At 63.0% G+C, this 18,009-nt stretch carries 19 protein-coding genes and 1 tRNA gene; 9 read left to right on the forward strand and 11 right to left on the reverse strand.

All coding sequences use genetic code 11. The features are described 5' to 3' along the window. Positions 1-272 precede the first annotated feature (272 nt). Positions 273-692 carry an HIT family protein gene (locus tag AVO45_RS01460; protein ID WP_068343720.1) on the forward strand — a complete coding sequence of 140 codons (420 nt, stop codon included), beginning with the start codon at positions 273-275 and terminating at the stop codon, positions 690-692. A 15-nt stretch (positions 693-707) separates the two neighbouring features. Here the strand turns inward: AVO45_RS01460 and AVO45_RS01465 are convergent, their stop codons facing one another. Further along, complete coding sequence (locus tag AVO45_RS01465) at positions 708-1,121, reverse strand: MerR family transcriptional regulator (RefSeq protein ID WP_068343723.1); 414 nt, start codon at positions 1,119-1,121, stop codon at positions 708-710. 77 nt (positions 1,122-1,198) lie between these two features. Here AVO45_RS01465 and AVO45_RS01470 point away from each other — a divergent pair, with 77 nt between their 5' ends. Next, a complete protein-coding gene (locus tag AVO45_RS01470) occupies positions 1,199-2,128 on the forward strand; it encodes a cation diffusion facilitator family transporter (protein ID WP_068343726.1) in 930 nt (309 codons plus the stop codon). A gap of 407 nt (positions 2,129-2,535) precedes the next feature. On the opposite strand, the gene lipB is transcribed toward AVO45_RS01470, so the two are convergent. Together lipB and AVO45_RS01480 are read right to left on the reverse strand one after the other, a co-directional pair. Continuing rightward, positions 2,536-3,237: a lipoyl(octanoyl) transferase LipB gene (gene lipB / locus AVO45_RS01475; RefSeq protein ID WP_276202389.1), complete on the reverse strand. Its 702-nt coding sequence runs from the start codon at positions 3,235-3,237 to the stop codon at positions 2,536-2,538. Next, positions 3,234-3,893 carry a DsbA family oxidoreductase gene (locus AVO45_RS01480; RefSeq protein WP_068343731.1) on the reverse strand — a complete coding sequence of 220 codons (660 nt, stop codon included), beginning with the start codon at positions 3,891-3,893 and terminating at the stop codon, positions 3,234-3,236. Before AVO45_RS01480 ends, lipB begins: the two co-directional genes overlap by 4 nt. Positions 3,894-4,035: 142 nt before the next feature. On the opposite strand from AVO45_RS01480, the gene AVO45_RS01485 reads away from it, so the two are divergent. Next, positions 4,036-4,122, forward strand: a tRNA-Leu gene (locus AVO45_RS01485). 693 nt (positions 4,123-4,815) lie between these two features. On the opposite strand, the gene AVO45_RS01490 is transcribed toward AVO45_RS01485, so the two are convergent. The 8 genes from AVO45_RS01490 to AVO45_RS01525 all read right to left on the reverse strand — a co-directional run bounded on the left by AVO45_RS01490 (position 4,816) and on the right by AVO45_RS01525 (position 12,249). Beyond that, positions 4,816-5,457 (reverse strand): NapC/NirT family cytochrome c, encoded by a 642-nt coding sequence (locus AVO45_RS01490; RefSeq protein ID WP_068343735.1) that lies wholly within the window; start codon positions 5,455-5,457, stop codon positions 4,816-4,818. 32 nt (positions 5,458-5,489) lie between these two features. Continuing rightward, a complete protein-coding gene (locus AVO45_RS01495) occupies positions 5,490-5,933 on the reverse strand; it encodes a nitrate reductase cytochrome c-type subunit (protein ID WP_082688618.1) in 444 nt (147 codons plus the stop codon). Between the two features lie 22 nt (positions 5,934-5,955). Further along, a complete protein-coding gene (gene napH / locus AVO45_RS01500) occupies positions 5,956-6,879 on the reverse strand; it encodes a quinol dehydrogenase ferredoxin subunit NapH (RefSeq protein ID WP_068343737.1) in 924 nt (307 codons plus the stop codon). After that, the gene (napG, locus tag AVO45_RS01505; RefSeq protein WP_240482035.1) at positions 6,876-7,697 is read right to left on the reverse strand and encodes a ferredoxin-type protein NapG; all 822 of its coding nucleotides are present in this window, start codon (positions 7,695-7,697) and stop codon (positions 6,876-6,878) included. The genes napH and napG overlap by 4 nt, the downstream gene beginning before the upstream one ends. A 25-nt stretch (positions 7,698-7,722) precedes the next feature. Next, positions 7,723-10,224: a nitrate reductase catalytic subunit NapA gene (gene napA, locus AVO45_RS01510; protein ID WP_068343743.1), complete on the reverse strand. Its 2,502-nt coding sequence runs from the start codon at positions 10,222-10,224 to the stop codon at positions 7,723-7,725. Positions 10,225-10,239: 15 nt separating this feature from the next. Then, positions 10,240-10,509 carry a chaperone NapD gene (locus AVO45_RS01515; RefSeq protein WP_240482036.1) on the reverse strand — a complete coding sequence of 90 codons (270 nt, stop codon included), beginning with the start codon at positions 10,507-10,509 and terminating at the stop codon, positions 10,240-10,242. Further along, positions 10,503-11,006 (reverse strand): ferredoxin-type protein NapF, encoded by a 504-nt coding sequence (gene napF, locus AVO45_RS01520; protein WP_068344671.1) that lies wholly within the window; start codon positions 11,004-11,006, stop codon positions 10,503-10,505. Before napF ends, AVO45_RS01515 begins: the two co-directional genes overlap by 7 nt. A 316-nt stretch (positions 11,007-11,322) precedes the next feature. Beyond that, on the reverse strand, positions 11,323-12,249 hold the full coding sequence (locus AVO45_RS01525) for a LysR family transcriptional regulator (RefSeq protein WP_068343745.1): 927 nt from the start codon (positions 12,247-12,249) through the stop codon (positions 11,323-11,325). Positions 12,250-12,363: 114 nt separating this feature from the next. Between AVO45_RS01525 and AVO45_RS01530 the strand changes: the two genes are divergently transcribed. From AVO45_RS01530 to AVO45_RS01555, 6 genes are all read left to right on the forward strand, one after another. Continuing rightward, on the forward strand, positions 12,364-12,834 hold the full coding sequence (locus tag AVO45_RS01530) for a TRAP transporter small permease (RefSeq protein ID WP_068343747.1): 471 nt from the start codon (positions 12,364-12,366) through the stop codon (positions 12,832-12,834). Beyond that, the gene (locus AVO45_RS01535) at positions 12,831-14,129 is read left to right on the forward strand and encodes a TRAP transporter large permease (protein WP_068343750.1); all 1,299 of its coding nucleotides are present in this window, start codon (positions 12,831-12,833) and stop codon (positions 14,127-14,129) included. The genes AVO45_RS01530 and AVO45_RS01535 overlap by 4 nt, the downstream gene beginning before the upstream one ends. A gap of 40 nt (positions 14,130-14,169) precedes the next feature. Further along, complete coding sequence (dctP, locus tag AVO45_RS01540; protein ID WP_068343753.1) at positions 14,170-15,162, forward strand: TRAP transporter substrate-binding protein DctP; 993 nt, start codon at positions 14,170-14,172, stop codon at positions 15,160-15,162. A 73-nt stretch (positions 15,163-15,235) separates the two neighbouring features. Next, complete coding sequence (locus AVO45_RS01545) at positions 15,236-16,336, forward strand: NAD(P)/FAD-dependent oxidoreductase (protein WP_068343756.1); 1,101 nt, start codon at positions 15,236-15,238, stop codon at positions 16,334-16,336. Continuing rightward, positions 16,311-16,619 (forward strand): (2Fe-2S)-binding protein, encoded by a 309-nt coding sequence (locus AVO45_RS01550; RefSeq protein WP_068343759.1) that lies wholly within the window; start codon positions 16,311-16,313, stop codon positions 16,617-16,619. The genes AVO45_RS01545 and AVO45_RS01550 overlap by 26 nt, the downstream gene beginning before the upstream one ends. Further along, positions 16,606-18,000 carry an FAD/NAD(P)-dependent oxidoreductase gene (locus tag AVO45_RS01555; RefSeq protein WP_068343761.1) on the forward strand — a complete coding sequence of 465 codons (1,395 nt, stop codon included), beginning with the start codon at positions 16,606-16,608 and terminating at the stop codon, positions 17,998-18,000. Before AVO45_RS01550 ends, AVO45_RS01555 begins: the two co-directional genes overlap by 14 nt. The last annotated feature ends 9 nt before the right edge of the window (positions 18,001-18,009 follow it).

Here is an 18,009-nt window from a genome sequence, read left to right on the forward strand (position 1 = left end):
GCCTCCTGTTGCAACTAAACCGCGCTGCCGGACCTCTCCGGCGCGCGGGGATTCCTGCCGGTTTTAGAATGTGAGGGGCATGCCTTCAATGGTGGAGTTTGATCTAGATCAAGAATTATTGTCGCGGGTGCCCTGAATCCCCTTCGTGGTTGTGGGTCGTGCCGTCGGGAAAAGGACGCCTGTCCGGTCTTTGGTGAGGGGTCTCCTCTGCCTGCTTGACCGCCTCGGCCAGGACGCGCAGAACGGGATCACGCAAGAATGGAGAGGACCCAATGCCCGCATACGATCCCGAAAACATCTTCGCCAAGATCCTCAGGGGCGAAATCCCCGCGACCCGCGTCTACGAGGACGACGAGACGCTGGCCTTCATGGACATCATGCCGCGCGCGGACGGGCATCTGCTGGTGATCCCCAAGACCCCGTGCCGAAACGTGCTGGACGCTTCGCCGGAACAACTGGCTGCGGTCATGAATACCGTTCAGAAACTGAGCCACGCGGTGATGAAGGCCTTTGGAGCCGAAGGCGTGACCATCCAGCAGTTCAACGAGGCCGCCGGCGGGCAGGAGGTGTTTCACATGCATTTCCACGTTCTGCCGCGCCACGAAGGCGACCGCCTGCGCCCGCCGGGTCAGATGGGCGACATGCAGGAAATCGCGGCCCATGCGGAAAAGATCCGGGCGGCGCTGGCCTGAGCGGCCCAGTCGCGTCTAGTGCGACCCTGAACAGGTATCGTGATCGCCAAAGGCGTGCAGCACGGCGCAGACATGGTCGTGCTGCCCGTCGCAAGCGGCGGCAATCCGGGCAAGTTCGGATTCCAGCCGTTGCAGACGGGAGATCCTGTCTCGCAGGTCGGCCAGCTGCCGTTCGGCGATCTCATGCGCACGATCCAACTCGTCGCCCCTTGCCCCCTCAAGAGACAACAGCGCCTCGACATCCGCCAGCGGCAGGCCCAGGTCGCGCGTGTGCTTGATGAATTGCAGCCGGTCCAGCGAGGGTTTGTCATAGCGCCTCTGGTTGCCGGCCGTGCGCTCCGGGGACGGCAGCAGACCCTTGTCCTCGTAGAACCGGATCGTGGGCACCTTGACGCCGGTGCGCCGGGACAGCTCTCCGATCGTGAACATTTTTCACAGACCCCCTTGAACCTCTAGTCACTAGAGGAATTAGGTGTTGGTCATGATCCAGACAAGGACTGCGTTTCATGCCGCATGATCATTCGCACGGGCATCACCACCATCCGATCGCCGCCGATGCCGGGGACGCCCGGGTGGCCTGGGCCATTGCGGTCAACATGTTTCTCACATTGGCGCAGGTGATCGGCGGGATATTCTCGGGCTCGCTGGCGCTGATCGCGGACGCGCTGCACAATTTCTCGGATGCAGTCTCGCTTATCATTGCCTTTGTCGCCCGAAAGATTGCCCGCCGTCTCGCCGACGAGCGGATGAGCTTTGGCTATGGCCGGGCCGAGGTCGTCGCGGCGCTGATCAATTACACCACGCTGGTCGTGCTGTCGCTTTACCTGCTTTACGAAGGTGTCACGCGGTTCTTCGAGCCGGAGACGATCAATGGCTGGCTGGTGGTCTGGGTTGCCGCGCTGGCTCTGGTCGTCGATCTGGTCACGGCGGCGCTGACCTATGCCATGGCCAAGGACAGCATGAACATCCGGGCGGCCTTTCTGCACAACCTGGCCGATGCCTTGGGGTCGGTTGCGGTGATCCTTGCCGGGGGTGCCGTCATCCTGTTCGGCTGGACATGGGTGGATCCGGTGGTGACGATCCTGATCGCCGCCTACATCCTGTGGCATGTCCGGGCAGAGATCGGAGAGGCGATCCGCGTGCTGATGCTGGGCACGCCGCCGGGTCTGGACCCCGAGCAGGTGGCCGGCGCGATCGAGGCCGTGGACGGCGTGCGCGAGGTGCACCATGTCCACCTGTGGAGCATGCAGGAACGCGAGGCGGCGCTGACGGCGCATCTGGTGATCGAGCCGGGCGCATGGGCACGGGCCGACGGGATCAAGGCAAGGGTCAAGGATGAGTTGGAGGAGCAGTTCAGCGTTTCCCACACGACATTGGAACTGGAATGTTCATCGCATGCCTGCGTCGGCCCGGCGCGGTTCGGGCAGGATCGCTAGGTCAGGCCGCCCCGAAAAAGAAAATGCCGTTCCGATATGGGGTCGGAACGGCAAACTCGTACTCAAAACACAATGTCGGGTCTCACGGGTGTGACCATGATGTCCGGCATTTAACCAACCACTCACTCTGGACTGGCAAGTTCAGTATAACCCGGCAGTCGTTTTCCTGTCCTCGGCGCATTCGGGGTTTTATTGAAAACAAAGGAAAATTTCCTGAAAACGCGATTTTCTTCGGCTCTCAAGGTGAAACATAGGGTTGGTTTCGCCGCGATTGTTGACAAAGCCGGAGGAAAGGAATGGGTTTTGGCTGCAAATTCCGAGTCGAAAACCCAAGAAAACTGCGGTTTCGAGAGTCCGCGGGAGCGGATCACCCGTAATCTGTCCCAGTGTCGGAACAGGGACAGGCGTCAGGCATCGAGTGGCTGGAATATCTGGTCGAACGTTTTGCGCAACGCCACGTCCACGTCCGCCATGGTGACGGGCAGGCCGAGATCGACGAGGGACGTCACGCCATAATCCGAAATGCCACAGGGCACGATTCCCGAAAAATGGTCCAGATCCGGTTCGACATTGATCGAGATGCCGTGAAAGCTCACCCATTTCCGCAGGCGGATGCCGATCGCCGCGATCTTGTCTTCGGCGGGCTTGCCGGCTGCGGTCAGCGGCTTGTCCTTGCGCTGCACCCAGACACCGACCCGTCCCTCGCGGATTTCGCCGCGCAGGTTGAATTCGGCCAGTGCCGCGATCACCCATTCCTCGAGTTGCTGCACGAAGCGGCGCACGTCATGGCCGCGCTTGCCCACGTCCAGCATGACATAGACGACGCGTTGCCCGGGGCCGTGATAGGTATATTGGCCGCCGCGCTTGCTTTCGTAGACGGGAAACCGGTCGGGGTCGGTCAGGTCCTCGCGGCGTGCCGAGGTGCCGGCCGTATAGAGCGGCGGATGCTCGAGCAGCCAGATGCATTCCTCGGCCTCGCCTGCCGCTATGGCGGCGACGCGCTCTTCCATGAAGGCAACCGCCTGGTCGTAGTCGGTCAAACCGTCTGTGATCTTCCATTCCATGCTGCGTGAATATCGCGAAGCAGGGGCGGGTGAAAGGGGGGTCAGGCGGCCTCGGACAGGCAGCGTTCGAGGAGTTGCCTGTAGACCTCGGTTCCCTGTGCGCCGGTCACCAGGTATTTGCCGCCGAACACCATGGATGGAACGCCCGAGACGCCGTGGCCGATCCAGAAACGCTGTTTTTCGCGAACCGGGGTGACGTGAGCGCCCGAGGCAAGCGCTTGCCTGGCCTCTTCCGGGTCGAGCCCGGCAGATTGCGCCGCTTCGATCAGGACATCTGTGTCCGAGACATCCTTTTGGTCCGTGAAATAGGCCTTGAACAGCGCCATCTTCAGCGGGTGCTGCCGGCCCTGGCCTTCGGCCCAGTCCAACAGCTGATGCGCCTTGAAGGTGTTCACGATCCGGCTGTCGTCGTCGAAGTTGAAGGTGAACCCCAGATCGGCACCGAGGGCCGTCAGGCGGTCGCGCGCCTGCTGGCTTTGCTCAGCTGTCGATCCGTATTTTTCCATGATGTGTTCACGCAGGTTCTGTCCCTCTGGTCCCATCTCGGGGTTCAGCTCGAACGGGTGCCACCTGAGTCGCGCCAGAACGCCCAGTTCGGCCAGCGCCTGGTCCAGTTGCCGAAAGCCGACGATGCACCAGGGGCAGACAACGTCCGAAACAATGTCGATCTGCACGATCGGGCGGTTGTCCGAGTCAGTCATCAAGGGCTCCTGCAACTCAAGTTTTCCACGCATTGGCACTAGAGATATGGGAGAGCTTGGGGAAATCAATCCAAAGCGATTTTTGCCTCTTCACATCCCCGGCACGAGCGTCTATACGCGCCTCTACCAAGTCACTGGCAGTGCGGTCGTGGCGGAATTGGTAGACGCGCAGCGTTGAGGTCGCTGTGGGGTAACACCCGTGGAAGTTCGAGTCTTCTCGACCGCACCAGATCCCAAGTTTCCAAATGGCTTCTTGGCCGGATGCAATGCTGCCCCATGAGTGCCCTTTGTGGGCGGGGCGCGCCGCCATGGTTGCAGTCCCGACTGAATTTCAGGCAATCATCGTCAGGAAAGATATCGTCGGCCCCCCGGGGTAGTCTGCTTGGATTCCTGCGTGAACGTAGATGACGAGCCCGGACCGGGGCCTTGCAATATCCTTGGCCTCTGCCCGGGATTGAGTACGCGAACATCAAGCTTTTGTTCAGATTGCACGATTCAAGGTGGCAGCCGGCAGATTGCCCAGAGTTTCGGTGTTTTCAGCCGCTCTGGAGAGTGACCGTGCTCCAAGACAACGGGCGATCCTTTTTTTGGCGGCTGGGCCAAGTGATGATTGGGGGACTGTTTGTGCGACGGTTGTTGCAGCAATGTGGGGAGGCGCTCTCTCTTCATCCTCCCCACATCCACGCCTCAAGGCTCTTGCGATTAACAAACCTTTCTCCGAGGGTATGCTGCAAGCGTACTACTTTAAGTAGAGTCAAGTCAACGATGGTGGCGCGGCCCGCCGTGGTTTGGTGAGGCATCCTGCTTCGCTCAAGACACTCACGGCTTTGCGGGGCTGACCGCCGATACCCACGATTGGAACGCAGAACGCCGCCACTTGAAATGGCGGCGTTTGCTGAGCGAGCTAGAAGGGGATCGCCTATTATTTGCCCTCGATCTCGGCCGCGACCTCCTTGTAGGCCTCCAGGTAACCCTCGGGCAGTTCGTGCGCGACGCCCTGGTGGCAGTCGATGCAGGTCTTGCCTTCGTCCAGAGCTTTCTGGTGGTTCTGGGCGGCGCGGTTTTCCTGCTCGGTGAAGTCCATGAACTCGAACTTGTGGCAGTTGCGGCACTCGCGCGAGTCGGTTTTTTTCATCGCCGTCCAGACGCGCGTGGCCAGGTAGAGGCGATGCTCGTCGAACTTCTCGGGCGTGTCCACGACACCGGTCACGAAGTGGCCGTAAAGCTCTCGTGTCGCCTGAATCTTGCGGATAACTTTCGGCCCCCAGGCTTTGGGAACGTGGCAATCCGGGCAGGTCGCGCGTACGCCAGACGAGTTGTTCTGGTGAACGGTGCCCTGATACTCGGCATAGACGTTGTCCCGCATCTCATGGCACGAGACGCAGAATTCCTCGTTGTTGGTCATTTCCATGGCCCAGTGGAAGCCACCCCAGAACAGGATACCGGCCACGAAGCAGATCACCACCAGGAAGCCGAGGCTTATCGCGCCGACCGGGGTTTTCAGCCAGTTCCACAGGCGACCAAAGAAACCGGGGCGCTTTTCTTCAATGTTGTTATCGGTCATCGTTCTGTTCCTCGCTCTCGGTCACACCCGCGTCAGTTGCCGCTGGAGGCCTGGAAGGTGTTGTCGACCAGAGCCGGGGCATCCGCCTGCGGCACGTGGCATTGGGTGCAGAACCAACGGGTTCCGGCGACGCGATCCAGCTGGTTGCCGTCGCGGTCCAGGTAGTGCGTCATCGACAGGGTAGGCGCGTTGCGCTCGCCGGCCGTGGTCCAGTCGTGGCAGCTGAGGCAGCGGTTCGCCTTCAGGTCAACCTGGTACTGGTCCACCGAATGCGGGATCAGCGGAGGCTGCTGGCGGTAATTGCGGGTAAAGCGCTTCTTTTCCTGCGTGAAGTTGTCCGGAACGTTGACCTGTTCGTCGACATCGGCTCCACGCAGCGACTGAACAGGGCCGCCGACGGTCTGGGCGATGGCAAAGCCGGCAAGGGCGAACAAGGCCGTTGCGGCGAGGGCGCTGGTGAAGGCTTGCTTTCTCATTTCTATTTACTCCGTTGCTTGCTCAGGCGGCGCGGCTGGCCCCGGATGCAGGTTGAGTTCTTGTTCGGGTTTCACGTCCCGGTGCGGGCGTGTCGTCGAAACGGTGGGTGAAGCGGAAGACGTCCATGGCGCAGACGTCGATGCAGCGACCGCAGTTCGTGCAGTCGGGGGAAAGGATGAGCGGCGTGTCACCGTCCTGGCCGCGCAGGGCAGGGGCGATCACGTGCATTTCGGGGCAGACGGCAAAGCAATCCATGCAGTCGTCGCATTCGGACCGTTTCGGCGCCGACACGCGCAGCACCGACTTGCTGCCCAGCAGGCCGTAGAACGCGCCCACCGGGCAAAGGTGGCCGCACCAGCCCCGGCGCGAGATGAACAGGTCGAACACGAAGACCGACAGGACGAAGGCCCAGGCAAAGCCCATGCCAAAGATCAGGCCCCGGTGCAGCATGCTGATCGGGTTCACGAATTCCCAGGCGATGGTTCCGGTCAGGGCCGAAACGGCCAGAACCATGGCCAGCACCCAGTAACGCGTCCCGCGTTTCGGTTGCCAGCCTTTCGGCATGCCCAGCTTTTCGTGCAGCCAATGGGCGCCGTCGGTTACCGGGTTGATCGGGCAAACCCAGGAACAATAGACGCGGCCGCCGATCAGGGCGTAGGCGACCCCGACGATGATCGCGCCGATCAGGGCGGTCAGTTCGGGCCAGTGCCCGGCGACCATCGACTGTATCGTGATGAACGGGTCGGTCAGCGGCAGAATGTCAAAGGTCAGCGACCCCGACAGGTTGCCCTTGACCCACCAGATGCCGAACCACGGACCCATCAGGAACAGGCCGAGGAACAGCAGTTGCGAGGCGCGGCGCAGCAGCAGGAACCGGTGCGCGCGCAGCCAGCCGAATTTCTCGATTGCCTCCTGGCCGACAGGGAGCTTTGTCTTGCCGCTCATTGGCCTGCTCCTTCGGTTCCGGGCAGTTTGAACGATGGTTCGAACCCACCCGGCGCCGCAAGATTGTCCGTGCCCGGTCCGGGCAGGCGGTCGGGCAGGTCGATGAGTTCATCGACCAGCGGGTTTCTGTCCTCCCAGCCAAGTTTGTAGTGCTCCGCGGCCTCGGCGCGGGCGATCCGCATCGGAAGAACCTTGATCGCGGACTCGCCTGGCAGAACGCAGGACTTCTCGCACTTGCCGCAGCCGGTGCATTTGTCGGCATGCACCGTGGGCATGAAAATCGCGTGATGGCCCGAGCGTTCGTTATGCGCCAGTTCCAGGGTGATCGCCGCGTCGATCACCGGGCAGACGCGGTAGCAGACGTCACAACGCAGGCCCAGGGCGTTCAGGCAGTTCTCTTCGTCGATCAGAACCGCCACGCCCATCTTGGCGTCGTCGATATTGTCGAGCGACTTGTCGAGCGCCCCCGTCGGGCAGGCGGCGACGCAGGGAATGTCCTCGCACATCTCGCAGGGGACGTCGCGGGCGGTGAAGAACGGCGTTCCGGTCGCCGGGCCGTCTTCGCCCAGTTCGGCCAGCTTCAGCGTGTCATAGGGGCAATCCCGAACGCACAGACCGCAGCGGATGCAGGCGGCGAGAAACTCGTCCTCTTCCAATGCTCCGGGCGGGCGCAGCGCCTGCGCCGGCAGGGCGCGGGCGTCGGAAATCAGGTGTGACAGTCCCATGCCCGCCACCGCGCAGCCCGCGATGCCGCGTGCCGAATCCTGCAGGAAACGGCGCCGATCCATCGACTTGGCTTTGGGTTTTGAGGCGGACACGGGTTTTCTCCTTGTTTACTTCAGCTTATGCGCGCTCGACCTTGCAGGCGCATTTCTTGAAGTCGGTCTCTTTCGAGATCGGGCAGGTCGCGTCGAGCGTCAGCTTGTTGGTCAGCTGACCCTCGTCGAACCACGGATGGAACACGACCCCGCGCGGCATCTTGTTGCGGCCGCGGGTTTCGACCCGGGTCAGAACCTCGCCACGACGGGTCGAGACCGTCACTTCCTGACCGCGGCGCAGACCCCGCTCCTTGGCGTCTTCGGGGTGCATGAACAGCACGGCGGCAGGGAACGACCGGTGGAGTTCCGGCACGCGGCGGGTCATCGAGCCCGAGTGCCAGTGTTCCAGCACGCGGCCGGTGACCAGCCACAGGTCGAATTCGTCATCCGGGCTTTCCGCCGGCGGCTCGTAGGGGGCAAAGATGATGTTCGCCTTGCCGTCCTTCTTGCCGTAGAACTTCACGCCCTCGCCGGGTTTGACATAGGGGTCATAGCCTTCGCGGAAGCGATAGAGCGTTTCCTTGCCGTCAACCACCGGCCAACGCAGCCCGCGCGCCTTGTGGTAGGTGTCGAAATCGGCCAGGTCGTGTGCTTTGCCGCGGCCGAACGAGGCATATTCTTCGAACAGACCCTTCTGGACGTAGAAGCCGAAGTGCTGGCTTTCGTCGTTGTCAAAGCCTTCGGCGGTTTCGCTCAGCGGGAACTTGTCCACGACACCGTTCTTGAACAGCACCTCGAACAGAGTCTTGCCGCGCAGTTCCGGTTTCTGGTCGAGCAGCTCGGCGGGCCAGACCTCGTCGGTGGTGAAGCGCTTGGAGAACTCCATCACCTGCCAGACGTCGGATTTCGCCTCGCCCGGTGCCTTGACCTGCTGGCGCCAGAACTGGGTGCGGCGTTCGGCGTTGCCGTAGGCGCCTTCCTTCTCGACCCACATGGCGGTGGGCAGGATCAGGTCCGCCGACATCGCCGTGACGGTCGGGTAGGGGTCGGAGACAACGATGAAGTTTTCGGGGTTGCGATAGCCCGGCAGGCCTTCCTCGTTGATGTTGGGTGCCGCCTGCATGTTGTTGGTGCACTGCACCCAATAGGCGTTCAGATCCCCGTCTTTCAGCTTGCGGTGCTGCAGCACGGCGTGGAAGCCGGGCTTGGCCGGGATGGTGCCGGCCGGGATGCCCCAGGCCGTTTCGCAGATCTCGCGGTGCTTGTCGTTCATCACGACCATGTCGGCCGGCAGGCGGTGGGCAAAGGTGCCTACCTCGCGCGCGGTGCCGCAGGCCGAAGGTTGACCCGTGAGCGAGAAGGGCGAGTTGCCCGGCTCGGAGATCTTGCCGGTCAGCAGGTGCACGTTGTAGAGCAGCCCGTTCACCCACGAACCGCGCGTGTGCTGGTTGAAGCCCATGGTCCACAGCGACATGACCTTGCGGTTCGGGTCCGCATATTGCTTGGCCAGACGCTCCAGCTGGTTGGCCGGGACGCCGGACATCTCGGACACCTTCTCGAGCGTGTATTCGGAGACCGCTTCGGCGTATTCCTCGAAGGTGATCGGGGTCAGCTTGCCGTGCTTGCCTTCGTGGGCCGGGTTCGCCGCGTTCTGCTCGCGCGGGTCGTTCGGGCGCAGGCCGTAACCGATGTCGGTGGCCGTCTTGGTGATGTTGACGTGGTTCTTGACGAACTCCTCGTTCACCGCGCCGTTCTGGATGATGTAGTTGGCGATGTAGTTGAGGATCGCCAAGTCGGTCTGCGGCGTGAAGATCATGCCGTTGTCGGCCAGTTCGAAACTGCGATGTTCGAAGGTCGAAAGAACGTGCACCTCGCAACCCGGTTTGGTCAGGCGGGTATCGGTCAGGCGCGACCACAGGATCGGGTGCATCTCTGCCATGTTCGAGCCCCAAAGAACGAAGGTGTCTGCGTGCTCGAGGTCGTCATAGCAGCCCATCGGCTCGTCGATGCCGAAGGCGCGGATGAATGCGGCCACGGCCGAGGCCATGCAGTGCCGCGCGTTGGGGTCGATGTTGTTCGAGCGCAGGCCGGCCTTCATGAACTTGGCGGCGGCGTAGCCTTCCCAGACGGTCCACTGGCCGGATCCGAACATGCCGACCGAGGTCGGGCCTTTCTTGGCGAGGGCCTCTTTCCACTTCTCGGCCATGATGTCGAAGGCTTCGTCCCAACTGACCGGCTCAAACTCGCCGTTCTTGTCATAGACGCCGTTCGACTTGCGCAGCAGCGGCGTGGTCAGGCGGTCCTTGCCGTACATGATCTTGGACAGGAAATAGCCCTTGATGCAGTTCAGGCCGCGGTTCACCGGGGCCTCGGGGTCGCCCTGGGTCGCCACGACGTGGCCGTCCTTGACGCCGACGAGGACCGAGCAGCCGGTGCCGCAGAAACGGCAGGCCGCCTTGTCCCAGCGAATGTCAGGTGCCGAGAGTTGGGCTTTGGCGCCGTTCGGCAGGGTGATCCCTGCGGCCGAGGCCGTCGCGGCGGCGGCCGTGGCCTTCAGGAAGGAGCGGCGGGAAGTTGGCAAGGTCATGGGCTGATCTCCCGTTCAGTGAAGAGGTTGGTCGAGGGCTTCGGCGCTTTCGTCCAGTTCCTCGAAATGGTGATAGGTGAGTGTGATCGTCAGCACGCCGGGGATCTGATGCATTTCCATGATCTGATCCGAGGCGCGTTGGGATGGCGTGTCCTCGACGGTGACAACAATGCGTCCGTCTTCGTGGGCGTGAACTTCGCCGCCTTCGGTCGCATTGATGGCCTCGATGACGCTTTCGGTCATTTCCGGCATCGTGTGGACGAGGCATCCGCAGATGTTCAGCATTTGCTGGTCTCCAGTTGCTGGCTTATTTCGGTGAACTCGATGGCGTTGACCGGGCAGGGGGCGGCACATGCTCCGCAGCCGGTACAGAGGTCGGCGTCGAACAGCGGCTGCGAGCTTCCACCCGGCTGCAGGCGGAAGCGAATCGCCTGGGATTCACAGTGGTCCTGACAGGCCCGGCACTGAACGCCGTTCCTGGACAGACAGGAAGCCTTTGCCCGAGCCCTCCAGGGCCAGGCGTTGCCAGCCACAAGGGCGCCGGTGTCGCAGGCGTCGGTGCAGGCGTTGCAGAAGGTGCATTCGCCGCGCCGCAGCTTGACCACTGGGAACCCTTCGCTGTCGCGGAAAATTATTCCTTCCGGGCAGGCGCGTGCGCAGTCCCCGCAACCGGTGCAGACATCCTCGAATTCCATGGCGGGAAGGGCCCCAACCGGCCGCATCGCCGCAGCCCTGTCGAAGGCACCTTTCAGAAAAGACCGCCTGGATGTCTTGTTGCTCACACGCGACTCCGTCTCGAGTGCCCAGCCTTTTGGCCCATTGCTGATACTGATGCGATAGACCAGCAAGCGATCGCGAAAATTGACTTTTGTCATTTGTGCACCAGAAAATTTTCAAACGCGAACGCTTTCAAATGGGTGAATGTTTACAACGTGGAACCCGTAGCCGATCCCGTCGGCCGCACGGCGTGGCAATCACAGGAGTTGCCGCCCCTTCGTGACCTGTGGCGATTAGAATGAGCAGGCTTCAAACCGGGCGAGGTCTTGGTCGTGCCGGGCAGGCACAGGCGCTGCTTGGGCGGTCAGTTCGTTCTGTGTGTCAAAGGGCTCTTTCGATCTCGTCGCGCATGGTCTGAATGGCGCTGGAGAGATGGGATGCAAAGGCCTGCGCCAACAGGGATTGCGTTGCATATCCCGGAGTCAGGATCGAAATGCTGTCGCTCAGGCGTGGGCGGAACCGCTTGATGACAAGCCCGCCGGATGTGTTGCGCTGCACCAGGTGGCTGTAGGCGGTGATCATGTCGCAGACCATATAGCACATCCCGGCGGCGACGAATTGCAGCCCGGGCAGAAATGTGCGCAGTTCCAGGCGTTTGTTCAGCCGGCATCCCTCCGAGCGAAACGCCTCTTCGATCTGGGTGGCGGCGGGATGCCCTGCGAACAGCGTCGCCATGGGCTTGCCGTTCAGATCATCGGGCGTGATCACTGGGGCGGATGCCAACGGGTCGCCGGCCGGAACGAGGCAGACGGATTCGAGATCGAAATCGGTCTGGTCGATCGAGGCGCGCGGCGCGGGGGTTTCGGCAAAGCCGAGATCGAATTGCTGCGAGGCGATCAGATCCTCGATCATCGCCGATGAGCGCATGATCAGCGCGACCTCGACCTCGTCCTTGCCCCTGAGAAACTCGGTCATCAGGCGGGGCATGAATACGCCCGATGCGGCCGGGTGACAGGCGACGCGGAGCTTGCCGGCCTCAAGCGACCTGATCCCGCTGAGCGTCTGCTTGGTGCGGTCGAGACGCGCGATGATGTCTTCGCATTCTTCAAGAAAATAGCGCGCCTCGGGCGTGGGCGTCAGCTTGCCGTGTTCGCGGATGAACAGCGCAAACCCCAACTCGTCCTCCAAGGTGCCGATCATCGTGCTGACGGCCGGTTGCGTTCGACCGACGGTCTTTGCCGCCTGTGAAATCGAGCCGCTTCGCATGACTTCGCGGAAGGTGATGATCTGACGGATCGAGAGGTTCATGGCAGAGTATAAAGTGAATTGATGGCTGCAAAGATATTTTGAAATTGATTTTATGCCGCCTGTCCAGCGATTTTTGCCGGAACTGATAGGGAAACTTCCCGGGCGAAAGGAAGCATGGACACGTTCTCGAAATATCTTCTGACTGGATTGATCAGCATCGTGGCCCTAGGCCAGTTCGTCCAGGTGATCACGCGCTATGTGCTTCAGGTTCCGGTCATGGGGCTGGAAGAGACGATGCTGTATCCGACGGTGTGGCTCTACATGCTGGGCGCGGTGAATGCCTCGCGCGAGAACACGCATATCCGGGCCAACGTGCTCGAGATCTTTCTGACCACCGAGCGCCAGCACATCGTGCTCGCCATCGTCGGCGAGATCATCAGCCTGATCGTCGGGTTGTGGCTGTGGAGCTGGGCATGGGACTACACGCGCTACGCCTGGCGCGTCTGGAAAGAGAGCCCGACGCTCTACATCCCGACCTTTTACTCTGACGTGGCGCTCATCGTGGGGGTGACTTTGATGATGATCTACACCGCCTGGCACCTCTGGGGCCACATCCGCAGCCTGTCGACCGGAGCGGCCAGATGATCGAGATCGCGCTTCTTGCCATTGCAATCCTCGTCATCACCCTGACCCTGGGCGTGCCGCTTCCCTACTGTTTCGGCGCGGCGCTGATGGTGATGTATTTCATCGGCGACGTGACGATGAAGGGCATGATGCTGTGGGGTTTCCAGCAACTCGGCAACCCCGTCCTGCTGGCCATCCCGCTGTTCGTTCTTGCCGGCACGATCATGTCGGAAAGCGGCATCGCGGCCTCGCTTCTGCGTTTCGTCAACGCCTTCATCGGCCATGTGCGCGGCGGCTTGGGTGTGGTGGCCGCGGTATCCTGCGCGGTGATCGGGGCGATCTCGGGCTCGGGCCTGACCGGTATCGCCGCCATCGGTCCGCTGCTGATCCCCGAGATGGAAAAACGCGGCTATCCGCGTGAATACGCCACCGCGCTGATTGCCAACTCTTCGATCCTCGGCCTGCTGATCCCGCCCTCGGTGACGATGATCGTCTATGGCTGGGTGACCGATACCTCGATCCTGGCCTGCTTCCTGGCCACGATGGGGCCGGGCCTGCTGATCATGTTCAACTTCTCGGTCGTGAACCTGATCATGGCCCGCCAGTTCAACCTGCATCTCGACGAGAAACCCAGCTTTGGCGAGCTGTCCAGCGAGGTGGCCAAGCGCGGCTTCAACGCGACGCCTGCATTGCTGATGCCGGTGATGATCCTCGGGGGCATCTACGGCGGGATCATGACCCCGACCGAGGCCGCCGCCCTGTCGGTGATCTATGCCATCCCGGTCGGGTTCTTCGTCTACAAGGGCCTGCGGTGGGACAAGTTCTTGGAAGCCGGGAAAGAGGCCGCGACCGCCGTCGGCGCGATCATGTTCATGATCCTGTTCTCGATGATCCTGGGCCAGATGTTCGTCTATGAAAGCATTCCGCAGCAGCTGGTCAGCGCCATCTTCGGCATCACCGAGAACAAGGTTCTGCTGCTGATCCTCATCAACATCCTGCTGTTCTTGGTCGGCATGGTGGTGAACGACGTGACCGCCATCATCCTGATCGCGCCGCTGCTGCTGCCGCTGATGAACGCGATCGGGGTCAGCCCGGTGCAGTTCGCCGCGATCATGGGCGTCAACACCGCCATGGGCGGCGTGACCCCGCCCTATGCCTCGATCCTGTATCTCGGGGCGCGGATCGGGAACGTGAAGGTCACCAAGGTGATCCCGCCCGCGATGATCCTGATCGTGACGGGTTACGTCCCGGTCGTGTTCCTGACCTCTCTCTGGCCCGACCTGTCGCTCTTCTTGCCGAGCCTGTTCGGCTACTGACCACCACCCTGACATTCCAACAAATCGGAGGAGACTACCCATGAAACACTTTCTGACCGGCACCGCCGCCGCTGCCCTGATGGCCCTGGCCGGCGTGGCATCCGCCGCGGACCTGAAGATGAGCCATGTGCGCCCGCAGGACACCACCATCGACGTCGAACTGCGCGCCTTTGCGGCGGATGTCGCCGAGGCCACCGGCGGTGACGTCAACATCGAGATCTTCCCGGCCTCGGCGCTGGGCGACTACACCACCGTGCAGGAACGCATCAGCGTGGGCGCCATCGACATGGCGACGCAGCCCGCCGCGTCTGCCGCCGACCGCCGCATGCAGATCAGCTCGTTCCCCTTCCTGGCCAGCAACTGGGAAGAAGCGCGCAAGATCTATGGCCCCGGCGGCGCCGTCCGCGAGGTGATGGCCGAGCTCTACGCCAAGCAGGACATCACCATGCTGGCCGCCTATCCGGTTTATTTCGGGGGCATTTCGCTGAACACCGACCCGGTGAATCCGGGCGATCCGTCGCAGTCGAACGGCATCAAGGTGCGCGTGCCGGGTATCAAGAGCTTCCAGTTGACCGGCGAGGCGCTGGGCTACATCCCGGCCCCGATCCCGTTCTCCGAGGCCTTCACCGCCGTTCAGACTGGCGTGGTCGACGGTGTGATCGGTTCGGGCGCCGAGGGCTACTATGCCTCCTTCCGCGACGTGACCAAGGCCTACATCCCGGCCAACACCCATTTCGAGGTGTGGTACATGATCATCTCGAACGGCTCGCTGGCCGAGCTTGACGCCGAGGATCAGGAGGCGCTCAAGGCCGCCGCGGCCGAGTTCGAGGCGCAGCGCTGGACCGTTGCCGAAGAGGATCAGGGCAAATGGGAGCAGCGTCTGGCCGACGAGCTTGGCACCAAGGTCGTCCAGCTGAACGCCGATGAACTCGGCGCAATGGCCGAGAAGGTGCGCGCCGAGGTCTGGCCCGTCGTTCTGGAAGATGTCGGCGTCGAGTGGGGACAGGGCATCCTCGACCAGATCGGCAAGTAAGCGTAACAATGCGCGGGGCGGCCGTCTGGTGCTGCCCCGGGCACCTTGGTTTCATCCCGGGAGAACGGACGACATGGATGCGGATTATGCCATCATCGGCGGCGGCGTCGTCGGTCTGTCGGTGGCCTGGGGGCTGTTGAAACGCGGCAGGCGGGTCATCGTTCTGGATGGCGACGACGGCGCGTTTCGCGCCAGCCGCGGCAATTTCGGCCTGGTCTGGGTGCAGTCCAAGGGGATGAAACAGCCGCGCTATGCGAAATGGTCGCAGCAATCGGCGGCCGCATGGGCGGAGTTCGCCAAGGAATTGGCAGAAAACACCGGCAGCGATGTCGCGCTGGAACAGAAGGGCGGCTATGACCTGCATTTCTCGGAAGAGACGCTGCACGAAACCGTTGCGCAGTACGAAGAACTGAAGGCCAAGCTCGACGGCGATTATCCTTATGACGTGCTGGGCCGGAACGCGTTGCGCAACGAAGAGCCGCATATCGGCCCCAAGGTCGTGGGCGCAATCCTCCATCATCAGGACGGGCACGCCAATCCGCTCAAGCTGCTCAGGGCGCTGGCCCATGATGTGCGGCGGCTGGGCGGACGGGTTCTGAACGGCAAGACGGTAACCGAGGTGACGAAACCCGACGGATTTCGCGTCCGCTGCGAGGACGGCACCGTCATCGGGGCAGACAGGGTGATCCTCTCGGCCGGTCTCGGCGCGACACAGCTTGGCCCGAAACTGGGGTTCAAGGCGCCGATCCGGCCGCAGCGGGGTCAGGTGCTGATTACCGAAAAACTGCCCAGGATGATCCACCGCCCGTCGCTGATCGCGCGTCAGGTGGACGAAGGCGGCATCCAGATCGGGGCCACGAACGAAGAGGTCGGGTTCGATGACCGGGTGACCCAGCCCGGCATCTCGGGGCTGGCGGCCGAGGCGATCGCCGCCTATCCGGCGCTGGCCCGGGCGCAGCTGGTGCGCAGCTGGGGCGCGCTGCGCGTTCTGTCGCCCGATGGCCTGCCGATCTATCAGGAAAGCCGCGACATGCCGGGCGCTTATCTGGTGACCTGCCACAGCGGCATCACGCTTGCCGCGGCCCATGCCCGCTTCCTGCCCGACTGGCTGGAACGGACCGAGGCCGCGCCGGATCTGGAGGTGTTCAGTGAAGACCGCTTCGCCGTTTCTTGAACTGGAAAGCGGCCCCAGGGTTCGGGTCTGGCTGGACGAGGCGCCGCTGGACCTGCCGGAAGGCGCCAACCTTGCCGCCGCCTTGCTGGCCGCGGGGGTCCGTGAGTTCCGCAACACGCCGGTATCCGGGGCCCCTCGCGCACCGTTCTGCATGATGGGCGCGTGTTTCGACTGCCTCGTGGACATTGATGGCGTCACCCGTCAGGCCTGCATGCTGGAGGTTGTCGAAGGCATGCGCATTGCCCGGCCCAATCAACCGGAGGCCGCCGATGAAGCACAGTGATCTCATCGTCATCGGAGCTGGTCCCGCCGGCATGGCCGCAGCGGCGACAGCCGCAGAGGCGGGGCTCAGCGTGACGCTGCTGGACGAACAGCAGCGACTGGGTGGGCAGATCTATCGCGATGTGGATCGTGTAGCGCCCAAACGCGGAGACATTCTGGGCGCGGACTACACGCATGGGGCGACACTGACGGCCGCCATACGCCGCCAGGGCATCGAGCATGTCGAGGGGGCGGTGGTCTGGGCCATCGAGGACGGGTTCCGCGTCTCTTTCACCAAAGACGGTCGCGGCGCGCAGGTGAGCGGCGACCGGGTGATCCTCGCCACCGGCGCGTTGGAGCGACCCATGCCGGTGCCGGGCTGGACCCTGCCGGGCGTGATTACGGCCGGTGCGGCGCAGATCCTGCTGAAACAGTCCGGGGTTCTGCCGCGCCGCGCAGTGTTGGTTGGAAGTGGGCCGCTGTTATACCTGATCGCGGCGCAGATGGTGCGGGCGGGCACGCCTCCACTGGCGCTGGTCGAAACGCAGACGCGGGGCGATCTGTTGGGGGCCGCAAGGCATCTTGGCGGGGCCTTGCGCGGCTGGAACTACCTTGCCAAAGGTCTGGCGATGCTGTCCGAGATCAGGCGCGCGGGCGTTTCGCGCTACGCCGGCGCGACCGCCGTCGCGGTCGAGGGCAGTGACCGGGCCGAGGCGGTTTCTTTCCAATGTGGCGGGACACGCCACAGGATCGACTGCGACACCGTTCTGCTGCACCACGGAGTCGTGCCCAACACGCAGGCCGCGCGGTCTCTGGGCGTGACCCACGAATGGGACGCGGGGCAGAGCTGTTTCTCGCCGGTGCGCGACCGCTGGGGCGCGACGAATGTTGAGGGCGTTTTCATCGCTGGCGACGGTGCCGGGATCGGCGGCGCGAAGGTGGCCGAGATCGCGGGCCGCATCGCTGCCCTGAAAGTTGCGGAAGAACTCGGCAAGCTGTCGGAATCCGAACGGGACCGCAAGGCCGCTCCGCTGCATCGTCAACGTGCCGGCGAATCCGCCGTGAGGCCGTTTCTGGACGCGGCCTATCCGCCGTTCCGCGAGGCGCTTGCGCCCGAAGATGCCACCATCGTCTGCCGGTGCGAGGAGGTCACGGCCGGCGATATCCGGCGCTATGCCAAGCTGGGCTGTCTCGGGCCGAACCAGACCAAGGCCTTTGGCCGGGCTGGAATGGGGCCTTGCCAGGGGAGGTATTGCGGTCTGACCGTGACGGCTCTGCTGGCCCAGGCCAATGGCCTATCCCCGGACGAGACGGGGTACTACCGCATCCGCCCTCCGCTCAAGCCGGTTACTCTGGGAGAGCTGGCGGCAATGGTCGATCATGCCGACGAGGCCGCCGAATGAGGTGATGCC

It is taken from the genome of Ruegeria marisrubri (assembly GCF_001507595.1).
Taxonomy (GTDB): domain Bacteria; phylum Pseudomonadota; class Alphaproteobacteria; order Rhodobacterales; family Rhodobacteraceae; genus Ruegeria; species Ruegeria marisrubri.